Raw genomic sequence first — 20,433 nt, forward strand, 5'->3', positions numbered from 1 at the left:
GCGACCCGGAGAGGCACATGCGTCCAAACGCGCTTGATTTGCGTGATGCGGCGCAGATAGGCATCGCGCCCCCGCAGATCAAGCGCCCCGACACTTCAAGCGTCCCGACACGTCAAGCACCAAGACACGTCAAGCACCAAGACACCAGGCGAGCACCGCCTTCTGGGCGTGGAGCCGGTTCTCGGCTTCGTCGAAGACCACCGAATGCGGGCCGTCGATAACCTCGTCGGTCACTTCCTCGCCGCGATGCGCCGGCAGGCAGTGCATGAACAGCGCGTCCGGCTTGGCATGCGCCATCAGCTTGGCATTGACCTGGTAGGGCGAGAACACGTTGTGACCGCGGGCGCGATGCTCCTGGCCCATCGATACCCAGCAGTCGGTCACGATGCAGTCGGCCTGGTCGACGGCTTCCTCGGGCGAGCGGGTGAAATGCAGCTTGCCGCCATGCGCCTTGGACCAGTCAATATGCTTCTGCGCCGGCTCGCTGCCTTCGGGCACGGCGACGTTGAGGTTGAAGCGGAACCGCGCCGAGGCTTCGAGCAGCGAGTGCAGCACATTGTTGCCATCGCCGGTCCAGGCAATGGTTTTGCCGGCCACCGGACCACGATGCTCTTCGAAGGTCATGATGTCGGCCATCAGCTGGCAGGGATGGGTGTCGTCCGTCAGTCCGTTGATCACCGGAACCGTGGCGTTCTCGGTCAGTTCCAGCAGCCGCTCATGCGAGGTGGTGCGGATCATGATCGCGTCGACATACCGCGACAGCACCTTGGCGGTGTCGGCGATGGTTTCGGAGCGGCCGAGCTGCATTTCGGTGCCGGTCAGCATGATGGTCTCGCCGCCAAGCTGGCGCATGCCGACGTCGAAGGAGACGCGTGTTCGCGTCGACGGCTTGTCGAAGATCATCGCCAGCACCTTGCCTTCGAGCGGCCTGGTCCGCTCGCCGGCCTTGAGGCGCGCCTTTCGCACCACCGCGTCGTCCAGCATGAAGCGCAGGTCGCCCTCGGAAACGGTGGAAAGATCGGTGAAATGGCGAACTGACATCAGCAATATTCCGGAATTACTTCGCGGCGGCCACGGCGATGGCATCCGCCAGGCCTTTGGCACCGGCGCGGATGCGGTTGAGCGCTTCGTGGATCTCGGCGTCGGTGACGGTGAGCGGCGGCAACAGGCGGATGACGTTGTCGCCGGCCGGAACCGCCAGCAAGTGCTGGTCGCGCAGCGCCATGTTCACCTTGGTGTTGGGCATGGCGCATTTGAGGCCAAGCATCAGGCCGGTGCCCCTGATGCCTTCGATGACATCGGGAAACTCGTCGGCGACCGCCGCCAGACCTTGCTTCATCAGCAATGCCTTGCGCTGGACGTCTTCGAGGAAACCGTCTTCCAGCACCACGTCGAGCACGGCATTGCCGACCGCCATCGCCAGCGGGTTGCCGCCGAACGTCGTGCCGTGCACGCCCGCCGTCATGCCGACAGCCGCCTCGTCGGTTGCAAGGCAGGCGCCCATCGGGAAGCCGCCGCCAATACCCTTGGCGATCGCCATGATGTCAGGCGTGACACCTGACCATTCATGCGCGAACAGCTTGCCGGTACGACCAATGCCGCACTGGACTTCGTCATAGATCAACAGCAGGCCGTGCTGGTCGCAGAGCTGGCGCAGCCGCTTCAACGATTGTGTCGGCACCGGGCGGATGCCGCCCTCGCCCTGCACCGGTTCGATCAGGATCGCGGCGGTCTCCGGCGTGATCGCCTTCTCGGCGGCATCGATGTCGTCGAAGCCGACCTGGTCGAAGCCTTCGACCTTGGGACCGAAGCCTTCGAGGTATTTGTACTGGCCGCCGGCCGCGATGGTCGCCAGCGTGCGGCCATGGAAGGCGCCTTCGAAGGTGATGACGCGGAAGCGCTCGGGATGGCCCTTGACGAAGTGGTAGCGCCGCGCCGTCTTGATCGCGCATTCCAGCGCCTCGGCGCCGGAATTGGTGAAGAACACCTTGTCGGCGAAGGTGGCATCGGCCAGACGCTCGCCAAGCCGGCTCTGCCCCGGAATCTCGTAGAGATTGGAGACGTGCCAGAGTTTTGCCGCCTGCTCGGTGAGAGCCGCGACCAGATGCGGATGGCTGTGGCCGAGCGAATTGACCGCGATACCGCCGGCGAAATCGAGATATCGCTCGCCCTTGTCGGTAACCAGCCAGGTGCCTTCCCCGTGGTCGAAGGCCAGGGGTGCGCGAGCAAAGGTCTCGTAAAGCGCCGAACCGCTCATTATATGCGTCTCCGGTACCGGAAAATCAAAAAAGCCGCCAAAGCGGCGGCCTTGTGCGGCTTATCGTGTTTTTCGGCCATGAAGTCAACGAAAACGTCGCGTAGTGGCGCGCGATAAGCCCCCTAACTCGACGCCGGCTCATGAGCGACCGGGCAAGTTGGGGAAAACCGAAAAAACCGATTCGTGTTGCCCCTGGGACTCTTGTCACCGAGTCAGCGCATAAGGTAATTGTAGTCGAGAAATAACTAGATTTCGTGCGGCGGACCTAATCACCAGATATATGTGGTGTCTGCCCCAGCAAGGTTGCTGGGTCGGGAAGGGATTCCGATTGCGCACGGTTAGCAGGAGCGCGGTCTCATGAACTGGACTGACGAGCGGGTTGAACTTCTCAGGAAACTCTGGTCGGAGGGTCTGAGCGCAAGCCAGATTGCTGCCCAGCTTGGAGGGGTGAGCCGCAATGCCGTCATCGGCAAGGTGCACCGGCTGAAGCTGTCGGGCCGTGGCCGTGCAACGGCGACGCCGGCACGCCAGAAGAAGACGGCTCAGGGATCGACCGTCCAGAAATCGGTGGCGCGCGCCGCAAGCACGGCACGCCACGTCACGACTTCGATCGGCGCGACGGCCTTGCAAACGCAGTTCGACACCGAACCGGTGACACGCCATCATTACATCCGCCCGGTCGAGAACGTCGTGGTGCCGATCTCACGGCATCTGCAGCTCGTCGAGCTGACCGAGCGCACCTGCAAATGGCCGAACGGCGATCCGCTGTCGGAGGACTTCAATTTCTGCGGCAACGAGGCCGCCGAAACCGGTCCGTATTGCAAATATCACGCCCGCGTGGCCTTCCAGCCGGCAGCGGAGCGGAGGCGGAATCGCTGAAGGGAATAGGGCAGTAGGGCAGTATGTTTTGAACTGCGCTGGTGAGTGCCCCATCTTGCCCTACTGCCCTACTGCCCTACTGCCCTACTGCCCTACTGCTTCACAGCCACCCATTCTTGCGGAACCGCCAGTAGAGAAACGTGCAGATCGCCGCGATGGTGGCCAGCACAATCGGGTAGCCGTATTCCATCTTCAGTTCCGGCATGTCGGTGAAGTTCATGCCGTAAATGCCTGCGAATGCCGTCGGCACGGCCAAAATGGCCGCCCAGGAGGCGAGTTTCTTCGAGATCGCCGTTTCCTGGCTCTGGCCGACCAGCAGGCTGGCCTCGAACGCGAACGCCAGAACCTCGCGCAAACTGTCGATCTTTTCCTGGACGGTGCGGATGTGGTCGGTCACGTCGCGGAACAGCGGATGCATGGCTGAATGAATTTGCGGCAGGTCGGCGCTGGTCAGCCGGCGGCAGACCTCCACCAGCGGAAGTGCTGCATTGCGCAGGCGCAGGAGATCGCGGCGCAGCATGTAGAGCCGCTCGATATCGGGGCCGGTCATCGGCTTCAAAAGGACCTTGTCCTCGATCGCCTCGACCTCGTCCTCGATCTGTTCGAGCACGGGCATGTAGTTGTCGACGATGAAGTCGAGAATGGCATAGAGGACGAAATCCTCACCCTTGGCCAGCGAATGCGGGCAGCTTTCCCAGTGCTGACGCACGGCGGCGTAGGAGGTCGACGGGCCATGCCTGACGCTGACGATGTAGCCCGAGCCGACGAACAGATGCGTTTCGCCGAAAGTGACGCGGCCCTCGATCAGCTGCGCGGTGCGGGCGACGATGAACAGCGCGTCGCCATATTGCTCGATCTTCGGCCGCTGGTGCGGATGCTCGGCATCCTCGATTGCCAACTCATGCAGATGGAACTGCGCCTTGACGCGCAGCAGGAGGTCACGGTCAGGTTCGAGCAGCCCGATCCAGACGACGTGACCCGATTTCTTGGCCCATTCGCCGGCTTCCTCGATCGGAATGTCGGCAATACGCCGCCCCGCCGTGTAGACACTGGAGGCGATGATGCCTGATGTCGGCGCCGCGGGCTTGAACTCTCGAACATATTCCATCGCAGCCTCCTGAACGCAGGACCTTTTCAAGGCCTGAGAAGCTTAACGCCGGGATAGTTTAGCGCAATATGATCTAGCGTTCGAGAGGACGAACGTTCATTTCACCGGAAGCGGCGCCGAAAGGCTGATCTTGTCCGTCTTGTCGCCCTTCGGCCGGTCGGCCGGCATCTGGTCACCGGTGACGATGTAGTAGATGGTCTCGGCGATGTTGGTGGCATGATCGCCGATGCGCTCGATGTTCTTGGCGCAGAACAGCAGATGCGTGCAGGGCGTGATGTTGCGCGGATCTTCCATCATGTAGGTCAGCAATTCGCGAAACAGCGACGTGTACATGGCATCGATCTGGTCGTCGCGGTCGCGCACGAAGCCGATCTTGTCGACCGAACGCGACGCGTAGACGTCGAGAACTTCCTTGAGCTGGGTCAGCGCCAAATTGGCCAGGGCCTCCAGGCCGCGGAACAGGCTGGTCGGCTGGCGGCCGTCGGTGACGGCGACCACCCGCTTGGCGACGTTCTTGCCGAGGTCGCCGACCCGTTCGAGGTCGGCGGAAATACGGATGGCGCCGACGATCTCGCGCAGATCCGTCGCCATTGGCTGGCGCTTGGCAATGATGATGATCGCCTTGTCGTCGATCTCGCGCTGCCCTTCATCAAGCACGGCGTCGTCGCGAATGACCTTCTGGGCAAGTCCCGGATCGGCATTGACGAGAGCGGCGACCGCCTGCTCGACCATGCGCTCGGCATGGCCGCCCATCGCGGCGATGCGCTTCGACAGATATTTCAGCTCCTCGTCATAGGCGCTCATTATGTGCACGGACTGCATGGATGAATGCCTTCCCACGGGTTCTTGATCTTGAGTCGTTTCCTCGAATCCCCGCTGATACGCTAGCCGGATGACAGAAAAAAGAAACGGTCCCGTGGAAAACTAGGGCGTTATCAGTGCGTCGGCAAATGAACCGAGAAGGCGGCGCCCTTGCCGACCTCGGACCAGATCGTCAGCCTGGCATTGTGACGCGTCAGGATGTGCTTGACGATCGACAGGCCAAGGCCGGTGCCTTTCTGGGTCCGGCTGGTCTCGACGTCGATGCGATAGAAGCGCTCGGTGATGCGCGGAATGTGCTCCTCGGGAATGCCGGGGCCGAAATCCCTGATGGTCACGTCGATGCCGGGTTCGGAACCGTCGTCGGCGTGCGCGATCGACACCAGGACGCGGCCGCCCGACTGGCCGTATTTACAGGCGTTTTCCAGGAGATTCTCGAAAACCTGGAACAGCTCGTCGCGATCGCCCGGCACATCGAGAGGCCCCTTGGCGAAATCGCGCTCGATGGCAACGCTGTTTTCGCGGGCAAGCGGGGCCAGCGAATCGATGACGCTGTCGACGGTCTGGCGCAGATCGACCTCTGTCCCGGGCTTCAGATAGGGCTTCATCTCCAGCCGCGACAGCGACAGCAGATCGTCGATCAGGCGTGCCATGCGGCCGGTCTGGTTCTGCATGATCTGCAGGAATTGCTCGCGCGCCGCCGGATCGTTGCGGGCCGGTCCGCGCAGCGTTTCGATGAAGCCGGCGATCGAGGCGAGCGGGGTGCGCAATTCGTGGCTGGCGTTGGCGATGAAGTCGGCGCGCATGCGGTCGATGCGCCGCGCCTCGCTCTGGTCCTTGAACACCAGCACATAGAGGTCGGTGCCGTGCCCGACCGAGGACGCGCTGACCCGGTAGGCCCGTTCGACCGGTAGCTTCTCGGTATAGTCGACGACATCCGAGGCGATCATGCCAGACAGCACGCTGTCGAGCAGGGTCTGCATTTCCGGCGCCCGGAATTTCAGCGGCAGCGACAGGCCCGGTGCGATCCCGCCAAAGGCGGCAAAGGCGGCGGCGTTGGCATGGACGATGGTGGCGGCATGATCGAAGATGATGAGCGGGTCGGCAACAGCCGCCGCCAGATATTCGCCCGACAGGCGCTGCAGGCCGATCGCCTCGATCGCGGCAGCACTCTCGGCGGACTGGCGCAGGCCCGCGGCCGGCAGCATCGCAGCCGCAAACAAAAGGAGTAGCGCCGGCACCAGCACGTAGGCGGAAATACCCGCAAAGGCAAAAGCGATCAGAACCGCGACGACACCGGCGGCTAGCACCCAGCGGCTGTTCCACAGCCGGGTGGTAACGGCTTGTGCCATGCCATTCTGTTCTGCGTCGAGGTTGGTCATTCGCTCGTGCGCCCGCGTCCCATGCCTTCGCATCCGCCGCACGGCAACGGAAACTTCCGCTGGACCGGTCCGGAGGCTCCCAATAGCATGAGTCCGCAAGCTGAAAAGGGTTCGTCTCGATGAAAAAAGCCAAGGAAAGTTCCGCCGCGCCGGCTTCGGGCCCGCTGAAGATCAGGATCGACGGCAAGGAGCGGGAGTTCGACATCGAGAATCCCGAGCTTCCCGACTGGGTCGAGGACAACAAGCTGACCGCCGGCGGCTACCCCTACGACAAGAAGATGAAAAGCGACGAGTATGACGAGACGCTCGAGAAATTGCAGATCGAGCTGGTCAAGGCGCAGGCGTGGCTGCAGGCGAGCGGCAAGCGGGTGATGGCGCTGTTCGAGGGTCGCGACGCCGCCGGCAAGGGCGGCACGATCTTCGTGCTGCGCCAGTACCTCAACCCGCGCACGGCCCGCAACGTGGCGCTGACCAAGCCGACCCCGACTGAGCTGGGACAATGGTACTACCAGCGCTATGTCGACCATTTCCCGACATCAGGCGAATTCGTCACCTTCGACCGTTCCTGGTACAACCGCGCCGGCGTCGAGCCGGTGATGGGCTTCTGCACGCCCGAACAGCATGAGAAGTTTCTCGACGAGACGCCGCATTTCGAACGGATGATCGTCAATGACGACATCCACTTCTTCAAATTCTGGCTGAACATCGGCCGGGAAACGCAGCTCGAGCGTTTTCACGATCGCCGCTACAGTCCGCTGAAGAGCTGGAAGTTCTCGCCGATCGACGTCGCCGGCATCACCAAATGGGATGATTACACCAAGGTGCGCGACACCATGTTCGAGCGCACCCACAAGGAGTTCGCGCCGTGGATCATCGTGCGGGCCAATGACAAGCGCCGCGCCCGGCTGGCGGTGATGCGGCGCATCCTGTTGTCGCTGCCCTATGAGGGGCGCGATCTCGATATCGTCGGCAAGGAAGACAAGAAGATCGTCGGCGAAGGGCCGTCATTCCTCGGCAAGGAAGGCTGATGCTTCCGCGCCGCGCGGCCATTGGGCAGCGCGGCGCGTAGTTCTTGACGTGGTTGCTCAGGCCGCCAGCCTGGCAATGCGCTGCAGGCGGCGCAGCGTGGTGTCATCCTGTAGCGCCTGCTGGAACAGCGATATCTCCTGGTCGATGCGGTCGCACAGCGCGCCGGTGTTCCCCTTGAGCAGGCCGCGGGTCTGCAGCAAGGCGGCGACCGGCTTCTTGGTGAGCTGCCTGGCCCGGCCAAGCGTCGCCTCCTCGACGCCGTCATGCACGATCTCGGCGACGAGGCCGAGCGCCCTGGCGTCCTCGGCGTGGAGCGTGTCGCCGAGGCAGAAGAAGCGGAAAGCACCGGCATAGCCGAGCTTCTGCGGTGCCAGGATGCTGGTCGCCGCATCCGGCACAAGGCCGAAATCGACGAACGGCACCCGGAACGTGCTTTCATTCGAGGCTATCACCATGTCGCAGTGGAACAGGATGGTGCAGCCGACACCGACGGCATCGCCATCGACGCAGGCGAGGATGGGCTTGGGGAACGTCGCCAGCGTGCGGAACATGTCGGTGACGGCGGCGATCAGCTTCTGATGCTTGGTGGCGTCGAGGAATTCGGAAAAGTCGCCGCCAAGGCAGAAGCAGCCTGCCAGGCCACGCAGCACGACGACGCGCACTTCGTCATTGTCGGCGGCTTCATGGAAGGTCCTGGCAAGGCTTTCATAGGCCCTCCTGTCAAGCACCGGCCGGCCGTCATTCGACGACACGGTGACGATCAGCGTGTGGTTGCGCAGTTCGGGTTGCGGGTGCGCGCCCATCTGCGATGTCATGACGCCCTCCTTTGGCCGAACATGTCGGGATATCCCCTGGCCAGAACGGGAGCATGATGATTGCGGCGCGAACGCACCACGTCCAGCGTGTGCTCGTTGAAGGAGAGCAGCGTCGCCACGACCTGCTGATTGCCGTAGGTGCGCTGATAACCCAGCGGCGTCGCCAGGAAATGCAGCTGCAAGGCGCGCAACACCCACATCGGCTCGAACTCGATGATCACCTTGTCGACGCCGCGCTTCAGCCCCCACTCGACGAAGCCGGCGATCAATTCGGTGCCGACGGTCGAGACGCCGCGACGACCATCGCGAAAACCGGGAGCCACCGCATAGCGGGTCAATTCCCAGATGTTTGGGCCCGATGGCGGCGTTCCTTCGGAAAGGTCGGTCAAAACCTCGGTCAGCAGATGCGGCCGCGTGGTCGGCAACATCCGTTGATAGCCCGCGACTTCGTTGCCTCTGATGACGATCTGATGCACCGCCTGGTCATGGTCGAACTGGTCGACTTCATAGCCGTCCGGGCGCCGCAGGTCCTCCCACCCCATCTCCTCGACAAATATCTGGTAGCGCAGACGATGGACGGCCTCCCAAAGGTCGGGACGTTCCATCAATTCTTGAGTTGTAAGACAAAAAAGCATGCCGTCGTCTCCTGGGTTTAAGAGGAAGATACGGCCGTGCTTCAACGAGAAAATTGCGTGATCACGTAGGCAAGAAGTTCTAGGTCGGCACGGCCGACCTAACTAATGTAGCCGCGCCTTATCGCTTCGGCGACCGCCTGGACCCGGTTGACGGCACCGAGTTTGCTTTTGGCGTTAAGAAGATGTTTCTCCGACGTGTGCTCGGAGATGCCGAGGATTTGCGAAATCTCCCATTCCGATTTGCCGACGGCGGCCCATTGCAGGCATTCGCGTTCGCGCGGCGTCAACTCGATATGGTCGATGGTCTTGGTCGCCATGGTGTGGAGTTGCATGGCGCGGCCAACGGCATAGGTCGAGACCAGCGACACCAGGCCGAACTCGGCTGCCGACAATTGCACAGCCTCGCCACCCAGCGACACCATGACGATCTGGCCATCGAGCGTTATCAGTGGGAAGGCCAGCCCATCGCGCAGCTTGAAAGCGCCGGCGTCGCCCATCACTTCACCGCTGCTCTTGTCGATGCGAACGCCCTGCGCGGCCTCGCGCCACTGGAAAGGCGCCTGCAGTTGCTTCATGTGGCTGACCACCGGATCGTGATCGACATAGTTACGCGCCACGTAGCGCTCCAGCCATTCGACAGGCCAGTCGCAAAGCAGCACATGCTCCTTTTGCTGCCCGGTCGGCGTGCCTGGCTGCGGAACGGTTCCGGCCATCAGCGCGGTCAGACCGAAATCCGACGTTATTCCCAACAGTTTCTCGCAAACTGCCGCCGCCGTTCCGGCGTGCTGCAGTTGGTCTATGTATTCCAGCGTACGATCAAATTGACCCATCGCAACATTAACCCCATGTTGCCTCATGCATTGAGATCGATGGTCCATGCCTTGTCTGCATTTGGCCACCGACCACGGATTGCAACGCGCACATTTCCGGTTGTGGTTCTCGACCCTGGTCCCCCAACCAGGGCAGCCACCGCTGTTTGCAAACGCGCTAAAGCATATCCTGAAATCGGCGCGTTGAAATCAAAAACCATTGTGCCTGTACCATTTTCGTACCAAAACCGGTGTGAACACGAGTGTGGCGGAGTTCTATCGTGGCGTTCCAATGGAGGTCCCTGGTGCTGGTGTCGCTGCTGATCGCGGCACTGCCATTGGCTTCTGGGGCGCGCGCGGCGGAGCCGCAGGTGCCGGTGTTATGGGACGCCAAGGAACGGTTGCCGAAGCCCGACCTTTCGGCACTGCCGCGGCTGCGATTCCTGACGACCACGGATTTTCCGCCGTTCAATTTCCTCGATGGCGCGGGAAAACTGTCCGGTTTCCACATCGACCTGGCACGCGCCATCTGCGCCGAACTCGGCATCGTCGACAAATGCCAGATCCAGGCGTTGCCCTGGGGCGAGCTCGAAGGGGCACTCGAGAAAGGCGAAGGCGAAGCCATCATCGCCGGCATCGCCGCGACGCCGCAATCGCGCCAGACATACGCCTTTTCGCGCTCCTATCTGCAGTTTCCGGCGCGCTTCATCATGCCGAAGAGCAAGGCGTTTGCGGAACCGATTTTCGACAAGCTACGCAGCAAGCGCGTCGGCGTGCTCGCCGGCTCGGCGCATGAGCGCATGCTGCGCGACTATTTCAACACGGTCCAGATCGTCTCCTTCGACGGACCGGAAGCCCTCTACAGCGACCTCAAGGCGGGCAAGATCGACGCCGCCTTCGGTGACGGCATGCGCTTCGCCTTCTGGCTGGGCGGCTCGGATGCGGCCGGCTGCTGCCGCTTTGCCGGCGGTCCCTATCTGGCTCCCGAATATCTGGGCACGGGCATGGCCATCGCCACACGGGCGGACAATCCGGCGCTGGCCGCCGCGATCGATTACGCGCTGCAGGAGATTTCGATGAAGGGCACCTTCGCCGAATTCTACCTGCGCTACTTTCCGGTGAGTTTTTTCTAGGGCTGCTGATATTCAGGTCAGCGTACGCAGCCGCGCCTTGGCCGCGCGGCCGATGGCGGCGACGGTCAGCGTGTCGAGATCGAGCTGGCGGCGGATCAACTGCAGCACCCGCACTTCCTCCAGGCGCATTTCGAGATCGACGGCGGCCACTTCGAAGGCGGCGGCATAGGCGGTGTCGCGCAGGCGCTCCGGCAGGGCCTCGGCAATTTGGGCCAGGACACCCTCCAGGCCATCCTTCTCATGCAACAGCTTCTGACAAGCCTGGGCGACGGGAACCAGCCGGTCCTGCTTGAAATCCTCGAACACCGGCCATGAGCGGACAACGTCGCCGATCCGGGCCAGTTCGACATCGGTCATGTCGCGGTCGGAGGCCGAGGTGATGACCATCAGGTAGATCAGGGCTTCATGCGGGGTCGGCGACGGCATTCTTTACTCCTTGAACGGGCTCCGAAGGTAGGTAGGCGCCATCTGCGTCGCAAGGAAAAAGCGCCCCACTCGTTGACGCTCCGGCCATGCACGCCTAGAGGACCGGTTGAAAATCGACACTGCGGCCATACCAGCGAATAATCTGGCCGGCGAATAATTTGGAAAACAGGACCATGGCGGGATCAAACATCATCGATCTCAACCCCGAACTGCTGGCGGCCGCGGCCGAGAGCAAGGCGTGGCCGTTCGAGGAAGCCAAAAAGATCATCGAGCGCTACAAGGGCGCCGACTTTCCCGAAACGATCCTGTTCGAGACCGGCTATGGTCCGTCGGGCCTGCCGCATATCGGCACGTTCGGCGAGGTGGCGCGCACCTCGATGGTGCGCCATGCGTTCCGCGTGCTCACACAGGACAAGGTCGCCACCAAGCTGCTCTGCTTTTCCGACGACATGGACGGCATGCGCAAGATCCCCGACAGCGTGCCGGATCGCGCCGCGCTCGAGCCGCATCTGCACAAGCCGCTGTCTTCGGTTCCCAATCCGTTCGGCGGAGACTATGCGAGCTTCGCCGACCACAACAACGCGATGCTCTGCCGCTTCCTCGACACGTTCGGCTTCGACTACGAATTCGCCAGTGCGACGCAGTACTACAAGTCGGGTCGCTTCGACGCAATGCTGTTGCGCGCCGCCGAACGCTACGACAAGATCATGGCGGTGATGCTGCCGACGCTCGGGCCTGAGCGGCAGGCGACCTACAGCCCGTTCCTGCCGATTTCCCCGAAAAGCGGCCGCGTGCTTTACGTGCCGATGAAGCATGTCGACGCCAAGGCCGGCACCATCACCTTCGACGACGAAGGCACCGAGACCACGCTTTCGATCACCGGCGGCCGGGTGAAGCTGCAGTGGAAGCCGGATTTCGGCATGCGCTGGGCAGCGCTTGGCGTCGATTTCGAGATGTTCGGCAAGGACCACCAGACCAATGCGGTGGTCTATGACCGCATCTGCAACATCCTGGGCGGACGCGCGCCGGAGCATTTCGTCTATGAGCTGTTCCTCGACGAAAACGGCCAGAAGATCTCGAAGTCGAAAGGCAATGGCCTGACCATCGACGAATGGCTGACCTATGCGCCGACCGAAAGCCTCGGGCTCTACATGTACCAGCGGCCGCGGCAGGCCAAAAAACTCTATTTCGACGTCATTCCGAGAGCGGTGGACGAATATTACACCTTCCTCGCCGCCTATCCGCGGCAGGACTGGAAGGAGCGGCTGGGCAACCCGGTCTGGCACATGCATGACGGCAATCCGCCCGCCATCGACATGCCGGTACCGTTCTCGCTGCTGCTCAATCTGGTCAGCGCCTCCAATGCGCAGAACAAGGATGTGCTGTGGGGCTTCATTTCACGCCACGCGACTGATGTGACGCCGAAGACGCACCCGGAACTCGACCAGCTGGTCGGCCATGCGATCCGCTATTTCGACGATTTCGTGAGGCCGACGAAAACCTTCCGCCCGGCCGACGAGGTCGAGCGCGAGGCGCTCGAGGCCCTGGACGCAGCACTTGGCACGCTGCCGGCGGACGCCAGCGGCGAAGCGATCCAGAACGCTTCGCTCAACGTGGCGCGCAAGATCGAACGCTATCAGGATCACTCCAAGCAGAGCCCTGAAGGCGGTCCGGGCGTTTCGGGTGCCTTCTTCCAGATGATCTACCAGGTGCTCATCGGCCAGGAGCGCGGCCCGCGCTTCGGCTCGTTCGCCGCGCTCTACGGCGTCGCCGAGACCCGCGCGCTCATTCAGCAGGCGCTGGCTGGTCAGCTGGTTTAAGGGTGCCGTCGACCTCTTCCAGGATCGAGCCCGGCGCCTGAGGCGCCGGGGCGGGCGCAGCCGGCACCGCTGAGATGCCGGCCAGGTTCGGCGCCGATCCGAAAATGCCCTTCTTGGCGCTTTGTGCCTTTTCGCCGGCCTCGACATAGGGTCCACCCTTGGCGGCACGCGCCCAGCCGTTGTCGACCAGCCATTGACCGACATCCTGCTTGCCGATCCGGCATTCCGCAGCGATCCGGTCGCGTCCGCCTTCGGGCGGCACCGTGCAGACCACCGCGCGGCCGCGCAGGAAAGCGCGGAATGCCGTGCGCGCACGAATGCCGCATGGCCAGGATTTGCCGTCGGTGGTGCAGGTCTCGCCCTGTGGCACGACGTCTATGCCGGAAACCGCGACCGAATAGCCTTTCGCCTCGATCAGACCGGCGGCCGTCGCGACCGGCTGGAACAGCTTCGTGCCGTTCCAGTCGTCGGGCATCTTCGGCTTGGGCGGCATGGCGAGCGCCAGCTTGCTCAGCGGTTCGCGCGGCTCGACCCGCTCGAGCTCTCCGGTGGGCAGTTCCGGCGGCGCGACGACGTCGGGATCGATCGCCCGCGAATGCACCACCGTCTTTGGCTGCGCGGCGGCAGGCGCGGGAATGGCTGACGTGGCCGGCTCGTCAGACCCGGCATCGGTGCCCGCTTGAGAGATCGTGTCGGCGCCGGGATCGATCTGGTCCACGGTCACGGTGCTTTCGCTTCCTTTCAGTGCGCGGCCACCAGCGACGACCAAGGCCGCCATCACCGGGACCATCACAACCGCCAGGGCAAGATGAGGAAACCGCACCAGCCCGACCTACTGGCTTGCCCAGACAATCCGCGCCACCCATTCGACATCGCGCATGGGGATATCGCGGTCGGGATGATCGGGATTGAGCGAGACCAGCGCGATCGACTTGACGGTCTGGCGCTCGAGCACCTTGGCCATCACTTCGCCTGATGTGGTTTTGACGACGACGCGATCGCCCTTGCGGGTGACCGCGCTGGGCTCGACGATGAGGACGTCGCCATTGCGGTAGAGCGGCAGCATGGAATCGCCCTGCACCTGCAGTGCATAGGAGCTCTCGGTCGATTGCGCCGGCAGTTCGACCAGATCCCAGCCCTGCCCGGCCGGAAAACCGGCATCGTCGAAAAAACCGCCGGCGCCAGCCTGGGCAAAGCCAAGCAGTGGCACGGAGCGCCGGTGAGCGGGCGCGGCGCCCATGCGGCCTTCGATCAGTCCGGTGAATTCGTCGAGCGACGCGCCCGTGGCCTCGATGATCTTGGCCAGCGATTCGGTCGAGGGCCAGCGCGGCCGGCCGTCCGACGACAGACGTTTCGACTTGTTGAAAGCAGTCGAATCGAGCCCAGCGCGCCTTGCCAGACCTGACGCCGAAAGCGAATAACGCTCGGCAAGAGCATCGATGGCAGCCCAGACGCGGTCGTGCGAGAGCATGTCATGCTCTCCTTCGAGACAGGAAAAAATGCCTTTCCTGTCTAACCCGCAACCACCTGGATGTCCACCGCGCAGCCAACAGCTCACGAACAAAACTGTGCGGCAACGACCGCGCAGTTCGGACGTCAATAGGCGGAGATGAGATTATCCAGCCATAGCAGCCATCGCCCTTGGTAACCCCTTCCTGAGTTCCTCGGCGTTCATTACCGGGATGAAATCGACGGCGGCATTGAAGGCGAAGAAGAACCGCTCACCGACATAGGGCATTTCCGAACTGTCCTTTATCTCAACGAAGAGATAGGCCGTCCGGTGGCCGCTCTCGGCGGTGAAATACGCGGCCTCCGGCTTGAGATCGGCCAGGGTGTGCTCGATGAACTTGCCCATGCTGCCGTCCTTGATCGCCTTGTTGCCTTCCTCGGCCGGGATGGAAACTCTCAGCATCATACGCATGACGAAACTCCCTCCACTAGCATACATTAGCAAATACTAACTTAACATCCGCGGCCCATATGGGGAAGCGGCTGCGGCCGTGCTCCGGAAAGGTTGATCAAACAGATCCTTTGGCCTGGCGGCGCAAAGCCTGGTGCGACGCCATGAACAGCCGCTCAGCCTCGGTCGGCGGACGCGGCCGGACTGAGCGGCCAAGGGCCATGACCACCTCATCGATGTCGAGAAAGCGGCGCGCCTTGCGGTCGTAGACGCCAGCCGTCGTCAGGATCAAAGCGGCCGTCTCGCCATTGTCGAGAACGAAACGGTGCTTGCCGATGACCTGGCTGCCTTCCCAGGTTTCGATCGAGGACACCACTTCGAAGCGGCGCCACAGCCTGATCTCGCGCGCATAGACCGCCTGCAACCCGCCCATCATCGGCGCCCAGCCGTTCTTGCGCGCCAGCGTGATCAGCCCGGCGCGGACGAACAGGTCGATGCGGCCAAGGTCGGCCAGCATCATGTAGCGCGCATTGTTGAGATGGATGTTGAAATCAATGTCGGTCGGCAGGCAGCGAAAGGCCAACCGGCTTTCACCGCCCATCATATAAGGGCCACGGCTTCGCGCCGTGGCCAGCATGCGCGCCATGCGCGCCCAGACATACATAACCTTGCGTCAGGCGGCCTGTTTCACGTCGCCCTTGGCGTAGGGGTCGAAGCGCTGGTAGAAGGTTTCGCCCTTCTCGGCCATGTCGATGAGCAGCTTGGGCGCCTTGAACTCGGCACCGTACTTCTTCTGCAAATCCCTAGCGATCTTGACGAAACGCTTGGCGCCGATGCCGTCGATATAAGACAGCGCGCCGCCGGTGTAGGGCGCGAAGCCGAAGGCCAGGATCGAGCCGACATCGGCCTCGCGCGGGTCGGTGACGATGCCCTCTTCCATCACGCGTGCCGCTTCCAGCGCAATGGTGACGAGCAGCCGCTGCTGCAGCTCTTCATAGTCGACCTTCTCGGCCGCTAGCTGCGGATAGAGGTCCTTCAGTCCCGGCCAGAGCTTCTTCTTGGCGGGCTTGGCCGGATAGTCGTAAAAACCCTTGCCGTTCTTGCGGCCGAAGCGACCATGCTCGTCGACCATGGTGTTGATCAGCGCCATCTGTTTGGGATCGACGGCCTTGTCGCCGAGATCCCTGATGGTCTGCTTCATGATCTTCTGGGCAAGGTCGATGGCCGTCTCGTCGGTCAGCGCCAAGGGTCCGACCGGCATGCCGGCGGCCTTGGCCGCATTCTCGATCATCGGTGCCGGGACGCCCTCGATCAGCATCTTGTAGGCTTCCGACATGTAACGCAGCACGCAGCGGTTGACGTAGAAGCCGCGTGTGTCGTTGACGACGATCGGCGTCTTCTTGATGGCACGGACGAAATCGATGGCGGTCGCCAGCGCCTTGTCGCCGGTCTTCTTGCCCAAAATGATCTCGACCAGCATCATCTTGTCGACCGGCGAGAAGAAGTGGATGCCGATGAAGTTCTTCGGTCGCGTCGAATTCTTGGCGAGACCGGTGATCGGGATGGTCGAGGTGTTCGACGCGAAGATCGCCGACGACTTCAGCACGGCCTCCGCCTGTTCGGTGGCGGCCTTCTTGACGGCCGAATCCTCAAACACCGCCTCGACCACAAGGTCGCATCCGGCGAGATCGGCATAATCGGCCGTCGGCGTGATCAGCGACAGGAGCTTGTCCTTCTCCTCAGGCTTGGCGCGGCCCTTCTTGACCTGATCCGAGACCAGGCTGTCGGAATGCGCCTTGCCCTTGGTGGCGGACTCGATATCGCGGTCAAGCAGAACCACCGGGATACCGGCCTTGGCCGTGACATAGGCGATGCCGGCGCCCATGAAGCCGGCGCCGAGAATGCCGATCTTCTTGAACTTGGTTTCCGGCACGCCGGCCGGACGGCGGGCGCCCTTGTTGAGCTCCTGCAGCGACACGAACAGCGAGCGGATCATCGCCGCCGCTTCCCTGGTCTGCATGATCTCGGTGAAATAGCGCTGTTCGATCCTGAGCGCGGTGTCGAACGGCACCAGCAGGCCTTCATAGACACATTTCAGAATCGCGGCAGCGGCCGGATAGTTGCCATAGGTCTCGCGACGCAGGATGGCGATGGCCGGTGGCCACAGGTTGAAGCCGGCCGGCGAATAGATCTGGCCACCGGGCAGCTTGAAACCCTTCTCATCCCAGGGCTGGACAGCTTTCAGACCGTTCCTGATCATCGCCTTTGCAGTCTCGATCAGCTTGGCCGGCTCGGCGATCTCATGGATCAGGCCCATCGACTTCGCCTTCTGCGGCGACAAATTCTGGCCCGAGGTCAGCATCTGCAGCGCCTGCTGCTGATCGGTGAGCCGCGGCACACGTTGAGTGCCGCCGGCGCCGGGGAAGATGCCGACCTTGACTTCCGGCAAGGCCATCTTGACCTTGTCTGAATCAGCGGCGACGCGACCATGGCAGGCCAGCGACAGTTCGAAAGCGCCGCCCATGCAGGTGCCGTTGATCGCCGAAACCCAAGGCTTGCCCGATGTTTCGAGCTTGCGCCACAGACCGCCCATGCGGCCGGCATTGTCGAACAAAAGCTTTGCCGCCTTCTCCGGATCCTTGGTCTTTTCCCTGGCGAAGACGGCAAGCATCTTCTGCAGCATGGTCAGATCGGCGCCGCCGGAGAAGCTGTCCTTGCCCGAGGTGATCACCGCACCCTTGATGCCGGCGTCGGCCACCACCTGATCGATGATCTTGTCGAGTTCGTTCATCACCTCTTCGGTGAAGACGTTCATCGAGCGGTCCGGCATGTTCCAGGTGACGAGCGCAATGCCGTCGGCGTCGGTGTCGAGGGTGAAATTGGTGTAGCTCATAGGTTTCTCTCCCGTCAGACGCGTTCGATGATCGTTGCGGTACCCATGCCGGCGCCGATGCAGAGCGTGACCAGCGCGGTGTTGAGGTCGCGGCGCTCGAGTTCGTCCAACACCGTGCCGAAGATCATCGCGCCGGTGGCGCCGAGCGGATGACCCATGGCGATGGCGCCGCCATTGACGTTGATCTTGTCGTGATCGATGTCGAAGGCCTGCATGTAGCGCAGCACCACCGAGGCGAAGGCCTCGTTGAGCTCGAACAGATCGATGTCCGAAAGCTTCATCTTGGCGCGCTTCAACAGCTTTTCGGTGACGTCGACCGGACCGGTCAGCATCAGCACCGGCTCGGAGCCGATGTTGGCGAAGGTGCGGATGCGGGCGCGTGGCTTGAGGCCCATTGCCTTGCCGGCCTTCTTGGAGCCGAGCAGAACGGCCGCCGCTCCATCGACGATGCCGGAAGAATTGCCGGCATGGTGGACGTGGTTGACCTCTTCGACCTCAGGATGCTTCTGCACCGCGACGGCGTCGAAGCCGCCCATTTCGCCGGGCATGATGAAGGACGGGTTGAGCGAGGCGAGCGACTGCATGTCGGTCGAGGGCCGCATGTGTTCGTCATGGTCGAGGATGGTCAGGCCGTTCTGGTCCTTGATCGGAATAACCGAGTTCTTGAAGCGGCCGTCCGCCCACGATTTGGCCGCGCGCTTCTGGCTCTCGACCGCATAGGCGTCGACGTCGTCGCGGGAGAAGCCGTATTTGGTGGCGATCAGGTCAGCCGAGATGCCTTGCGGCACGAACCAGCCGGGCAGGCCGACCGAAGGGTCCATGAACCAGGCGCCGCCCGAGGCGCCCATGCCGACGCGCGACATGGATTCGACGCCACCGGCGATGACGATCTCGTCGGCGCCCTGCGCGATCTTGGCGGCGCCGAGATTGATGGCGTCTAGACCGGAAGCGCAGAAGCGCGAGATCTGCATGCCGGGCGCCTTGGTATCGTAGCCGGCCTCGAAGGCGGCGGCGCGCGGAATGACCGAACCCGCCTCGCCGACCGGATCGACGCAGCCGAAGATGATGTCGTCGACAGTGCCGGTATCCAGACCATTGCGGTCGCGCAGCGCTTCGAGCGTCTTGGCGGCAAGCCGCACCGCCGGCACCTCGTGCAGCGATCCGTCCTTCTTGCCCTTGCCGCGCGGCGTGCGTACGGCGTCGTAGACATAAGCCTCAGCCATTTTCTTGCTCCTTGGGTTTGCCTGATGTCGCTCTCAAAGAGAGCGGCCGATCAGCAATTTCATGATCTCGTTGGTGCCGCCGTAGATGCGCTGGACGCGGGCGTCGCGGAACATGCGGGCGATCGGATATTCATTCATGTAGCCATAGCCGCCATGCAATTGAAGGCATTCGTCGACGACTTTTCCCTGCAAGTCGCTGAGCCAGTATTTGGCCATCGAGGCCGTGACCGGATCGAGGCCACCATTGATGTGGCGGGTGACGCAATCATTGTAGAAGACGCGGCCGATGGTGGCCTCGGTCTTCAACTCGGCCAGCTTGAACTGGGTGTTCTGGAAATCGATGATCGCCTTGCCGAAGGCCTTGCGTTCCTTGACGTAGTCGATGGTCAGCGCCAGCGCCCGCTCGATCATGGCGATCGCCCCGGCGCCGATCTGCAGCCGCTCCTGCGGCAGTTGCTGCATCAGCTGGATGAAGCCCTGCCCTTCTTCGTGGCCGAGCAGGTTGGAGGTCGGCACGCGCACGTCGTTGAAGAACAATTCCGACGTGTCGTTGGCCTTCAGGCCGATCTTGTCGAGGTTGCGGCCGCGCTCAAAACCTTCGACCTCGTCAGTCTCGATGACGATCAGCGAGGTGCCCTTGGCGCCCTTTTCCGGATCGGTCTTGGTGACGACGATGATGAAGTTGGCCAGCTGACCGTTGGTGATGAAGGTCTTGGAGCCGTTGATCTTGTATTGGTTGCCATCCTTCTGCGCCCGCGTCTTGACGCCCTGCAGGTCGGAGCCGGCGCCCGGCTCGGTCATGGCGATGGCGCCGATCAGCTCGCCGGTGGCGAGTTTCGGCAGCCACTTCTTCTTCTGCTCCTCGGAGCCGTAATGCAGGACGTAAGGCGCGACGATCGAATTGTGCAGGCCGATGCCAAAACCGTCGACGCCGACATGGCCGATGGCTTCGATGATGGCACTCTCATGCGCGAAGGTGCCGCCGGAGCCGCCATATTCCTCCGGCATCGAGGCACAGAGCAGGCCGGCGGCACCGGCCTTCAGCCAGCTCTCGCGGTCGACCATCTCGTTCTTCTCGAACTCGTCGTAGCGCGGCGCGATCTCCTCCGACATGAACCGGGTTGCCATGTCGTAGAGCATGCCGACCTCGTCCGCCGCCCAGGCGGGCTTGGGAAGGCCAAGGATTTCGGCGGGGTTGGTCATGTTGGTATGATACTCCTCCCACAGCGCATCGTCAGAGGTGAGGTCGGCGCACGTCACACAGACCCCACCCGACCCTCCCCTCAAGGGGGAGGGAAACCATCT

Annotated in this window: 20 protein-coding genes; 4 read left to right on the plus strand and 16 right to left on the minus strand. The window is 62.7% G+C overall.

Annotated elements, in window-relative coordinates; translation table 11 throughout:
- Window positions 1-129: 129 nt before the first annotated feature.
- Both argF and DBIPINDM_RS11860 read right to left on the minus strand, forming a co-directional pair.
- Window positions 130-1,041: an ornithine carbamoyltransferase gene (gene argF / locus DBIPINDM_RS11855; RefSeq protein ID WP_172234523.1), complete on the minus strand. Its 912-nt coding sequence runs from the start codon at window positions 1,039-1,041 to the stop codon at window positions 130-132.
- 16 nt (window positions 1,042-1,057) lie between these two features.
- The gene (locus DBIPINDM_RS11860; protein WP_258585886.1) at window positions 1,058-2,257 is read right to left on the minus strand and encodes an aspartate aminotransferase family protein; all 1,200 of its coding nucleotides are present in this window, start codon (window positions 2,255-2,257) and stop codon (window positions 1,058-1,060) included.
- 357 nt (window positions 2,258-2,614) lie between these two features.
- Here DBIPINDM_RS11860 and DBIPINDM_RS11865 point away from each other — a divergent pair, with 357 nt between their 5' ends.
- A complete protein-coding gene (locus DBIPINDM_RS11865; protein WP_258585887.1) occupies window positions 2,615-3,136 on the plus strand; it encodes a GcrA family cell cycle regulator in 522 nt (173 codons plus the stop codon).
- Between the two features lie 100 nt (window positions 3,137-3,236).
- On the opposite strand, the gene DBIPINDM_RS11870 is transcribed toward DBIPINDM_RS11865, so the two are convergent.
- From DBIPINDM_RS11870 to DBIPINDM_RS11880, 3 genes are all read right to left on the minus strand, one after another.
- Window positions 3,237-4,244, minus strand: coding sequence for a magnesium and cobalt transport protein CorA (locus DBIPINDM_RS11870; RefSeq protein ID WP_258585888.1), 1,008 nt, complete (start codon window positions 4,242-4,244; stop codon window positions 3,237-3,239).
- A 96-nt stretch (window positions 4,245-4,340) separates the two neighbouring features.
- The gene (gene phoU / locus DBIPINDM_RS11875; RefSeq protein ID WP_258585889.1) at window positions 4,341-5,066 is read right to left on the minus strand and encodes a phosphate signaling complex protein PhoU; all 726 of its coding nucleotides are present in this window, start codon (window positions 5,064-5,066) and stop codon (window positions 4,341-4,343) included.
- Between the two features lie 113 nt (window positions 5,067-5,179).
- Window positions 5,180-6,445 (minus strand): ATP-binding protein, encoded by a 1,266-nt coding sequence (locus tag DBIPINDM_RS11880; protein WP_258585890.1) that lies wholly within the window; start codon window positions 6,443-6,445, stop codon window positions 5,180-5,182.
- A 119-nt stretch (window positions 6,446-6,564) separates the two neighbouring features.
- On the opposite strand from DBIPINDM_RS11880, the gene ppk2 reads away from it, so the two are divergent.
- A complete protein-coding gene (ppk2, locus tag DBIPINDM_RS11885; RefSeq protein ID WP_258585891.1) occupies window positions 6,565-7,473 on the plus strand; it encodes a polyphosphate kinase 2 in 909 nt (302 codons plus the stop codon).
- 57 nt (window positions 7,474-7,530) lie between these two features.
- On the opposite strand, the gene DBIPINDM_RS11890 is transcribed toward ppk2, so the two are convergent.
- From DBIPINDM_RS11890 to DBIPINDM_RS11900, 3 genes are all read right to left on the minus strand, one after another.
- Window positions 7,531-8,277: an enoyl-CoA hydratase-related protein gene (locus DBIPINDM_RS11890; protein ID WP_258589247.1), complete on the minus strand. Its 747-nt coding sequence runs from the start codon at window positions 8,275-8,277 to the stop codon at window positions 7,531-7,533.
- Window positions 8,278-8,285: 8 nt separating this feature from the next.
- Window positions 8,286-8,924: an acyl-homoserine-lactone synthase gene (locus DBIPINDM_RS11895; protein ID WP_318036934.1), complete on the minus strand. Its 639-nt coding sequence runs from the start codon at window positions 8,922-8,924 to the stop codon at window positions 8,286-8,288.
- Between the two features lie 98 nt (window positions 8,925-9,022).
- Complete coding sequence (locus DBIPINDM_RS11900; protein ID WP_258585893.1) at window positions 9,023-9,754, minus strand: helix-turn-helix transcriptional regulator; 732 nt, start codon at window positions 9,752-9,754, stop codon at window positions 9,023-9,025.
- A gap of 260 nt (window positions 9,755-10,014) precedes the next feature.
- Between DBIPINDM_RS11900 and DBIPINDM_RS11905 the strand changes: the two genes are divergently transcribed.
- A complete protein-coding gene (locus DBIPINDM_RS11905) occupies window positions 10,015-10,866 on the plus strand; it encodes a transporter substrate-binding domain-containing protein (protein ID WP_258585894.1) in 852 nt (283 codons plus the stop codon).
- Between the two features lie 12 nt (window positions 10,867-10,878).
- Here DBIPINDM_RS11905 and DBIPINDM_RS11910 read toward each other — a convergent pair whose 3' ends face one another.
- Window positions 10,879-11,292: a tellurite resistance TerB family protein gene (locus DBIPINDM_RS11910; protein ID WP_258585895.1), complete on the minus strand. Its 414-nt coding sequence runs from the start codon at window positions 11,290-11,292 to the stop codon at window positions 10,879-10,881.
- A 173-nt stretch (window positions 11,293-11,465) separates the two neighbouring features.
- On the opposite strand from DBIPINDM_RS11910, the gene DBIPINDM_RS11915 reads away from it, so the two are divergent.
- Window positions 11,466-13,112 (plus strand): lysine--tRNA ligase, encoded by a 1,647-nt coding sequence (locus tag DBIPINDM_RS11915; protein WP_258585896.1) that lies wholly within the window; start codon window positions 11,466-11,468, stop codon window positions 13,110-13,112.
- Here the strand turns inward: DBIPINDM_RS11915 and DBIPINDM_RS11920 are convergent.
- The 7 genes from DBIPINDM_RS11920 to DBIPINDM_RS11950 all read right to left on the minus strand — a co-directional run bounded on the left by DBIPINDM_RS11920 (window position 13,078) and on the right by DBIPINDM_RS11950 (window position 20,331).
- A complete protein-coding gene (locus DBIPINDM_RS11920) occupies window positions 13,078-13,935 on the minus strand; it encodes a thermonuclease family protein (protein WP_416361752.1) in 858 nt (285 codons plus the stop codon). The genes DBIPINDM_RS11915 and DBIPINDM_RS11920 overlap by 35 nt on opposite strands.
- A gap of 9 nt (window positions 13,936-13,944) precedes the next feature.
- Window positions 13,945-14,583, minus strand: a complete 639-nt coding sequence (locus DBIPINDM_RS11925) for a S24 family peptidase (RefSeq protein WP_258585898.1) — start codon at window positions 14,581-14,583, stop codon at window positions 13,945-13,947.
- A gap of 144 nt (window positions 14,584-14,727) precedes the next feature.
- The gene (locus DBIPINDM_RS11930; protein WP_258585899.1) at window positions 14,728-15,033 is read right to left on the minus strand and encodes a hypothetical protein; all 306 of its coding nucleotides are present in this window, start codon (window positions 15,031-15,033) and stop codon (window positions 14,728-14,730) included.
- 97 nt (window positions 15,034-15,130) lie between these two features.
- Entirely contained in the window at window positions 15,131-15,676 is a 546-nt protein-coding gene (locus DBIPINDM_RS11935) for a thioesterase family protein (RefSeq protein WP_258585900.1), read from the minus strand.
- 9 nt (window positions 15,677-15,685) lie between these two features.
- Entirely contained in the window at window positions 15,686-17,905 is a 2,220-nt protein-coding gene (locus tag DBIPINDM_RS11940; RefSeq protein WP_258585901.1) for a 3-hydroxyacyl-CoA dehydrogenase NAD-binding domain-containing protein, read from the minus strand.
- Between the two features lie 14 nt (window positions 17,906-17,919).
- Entirely contained in the window at window positions 17,920-19,128 is a 1,209-nt protein-coding gene (locus tag DBIPINDM_RS11945) for an acetyl-CoA C-acetyltransferase (protein WP_258585902.1), read from the minus strand.
- Window positions 19,129-19,161: 33 nt separating this feature from the next.
- Window positions 19,162-20,331: an acyl-CoA dehydrogenase family protein gene (locus tag DBIPINDM_RS11950; protein WP_258585903.1), complete on the minus strand. Its 1,170-nt coding sequence runs from the start codon at window positions 20,329-20,331 to the stop codon at window positions 19,162-19,164.
- Window positions 20,332-20,433: the final 102 nt, after the last annotated feature.

It is taken from the genome of Mesorhizobium sp. AR02 (genome assembly GCF_024746835.1).
Lineage (GTDB): Bacteria > Pseudomonadota > Alphaproteobacteria > Rhizobiales > Rhizobiaceae > Mesorhizobium.

Bases quoted from the DNA above. Each gene is read 5' to 3' on its own strand.
- argF (WP_172234523.1), bottom strand. From the start codon at position 1,041: ATGTCAGTTCGCCATTTCACCGATCTTTCCACCGTTTCCGAGGGCGAC.
- DBIPINDM_RS11860 (WP_258585886.1), bottom strand. From the start codon at position 2,257: ATGAGCGGTTCGGCGCTTTACGAGACCTTTGCTCGCGCACCCCTGGCC.
- DBIPINDM_RS11865 (WP_258585887.1), top strand. From the start codon at position 2,615: ATGAACTGGACTGACGAGCGGGTTGAACTTCTCAGGAAACTCTGGTCG.
- DBIPINDM_RS11870 (WP_258585888.1), bottom strand. From the start codon at position 4,244: ATGGAATATGTTCGAGAGTTCAAGCCCGCGGCGCCGACATCAGGCATC.
- phoU (WP_258585889.1), bottom strand. From the start codon at position 5,066: ATGCAGTCCGTGCACATAATGAGCGCCTATGACGAGGAGCTGAAATAT.
- DBIPINDM_RS11880 (WP_258585890.1), bottom strand. From the start codon at position 6,445: ATGACCAACCTCGACGCAGAACAGAATGGCATGGCACAAGCCGTTACC.
- ppk2 (WP_258585891.1), top strand. From the start codon at position 6,565: ATGAAAAAAGCCAAGGAAAGTTCCGCCGCGCCGGCTTCGGGCCCGCTG.
- DBIPINDM_RS11890 (WP_258589247.1), bottom strand. From the start codon at position 8,277: ATGGGCGCGCACCCGCAACCCGAACTGCGCAACCACACGCTGATCGTC.
- DBIPINDM_RS11895 (WP_318036934.1), bottom strand. From the start codon at position 8,924: ATGCTTTTTTGTCTTACAACTCAAGAATTGATGGAACGTCCCGACCTT.
- DBIPINDM_RS11900 (WP_258585893.1), bottom strand. From the start codon at position 9,754: ATGGGTCAATTTGATCGTACGCTGGAATACATAGACCAACTGCAGCAC.
- DBIPINDM_RS11910 (WP_258585895.1), bottom strand. From the start codon at position 11,292: ATGCCGTCGCCGACCCCGCATGAAGCCCTGATCTACCTGATGGTCATC.
- DBIPINDM_RS11915 (WP_258585896.1), top strand. From the start codon at position 11,466: ATGGCGGGATCAAACATCATCGATCTCAACCCCGAACTGCTGGCGGCC.
- DBIPINDM_RS11925 (WP_258585898.1), bottom strand. From the start codon at position 14,583: ATGCTCTCGCACGACCGCGTCTGGGCTGCCATCGATGCTCTTGCCGAG.
- DBIPINDM_RS11930 (WP_258585899.1), bottom strand. From the start codon at position 15,033: ATGCGTATGATGCTGAGAGTTTCCATCCCGGCCGAGGAAGGCAACAAG.
- DBIPINDM_RS11935 (WP_258585900.1), bottom strand. From the start codon at position 15,676: ATGTATGTCTGGGCGCGCATGGCGCGCATGCTGGCCACGGCGCGAAGC.
- DBIPINDM_RS11940 (WP_258585901.1), bottom strand. From the start codon at position 17,905: ATGAGCTACACCAATTTCACCCTCGACACCGACGCCGACGGCATTGCG.
- DBIPINDM_RS11945 (WP_258585902.1), bottom strand. From the start codon at position 19,128: ATGGCTGAGGCTTATGTCTACGACGCCGTACGCACGCCGCGCGGCAAG.
- DBIPINDM_RS11950 (WP_258585903.1), bottom strand. From the start codon at position 20,331: ATGACCAACCCCGCCGAAATCCTTGGCCTTCCCAAGCCCGCCTGGGCG.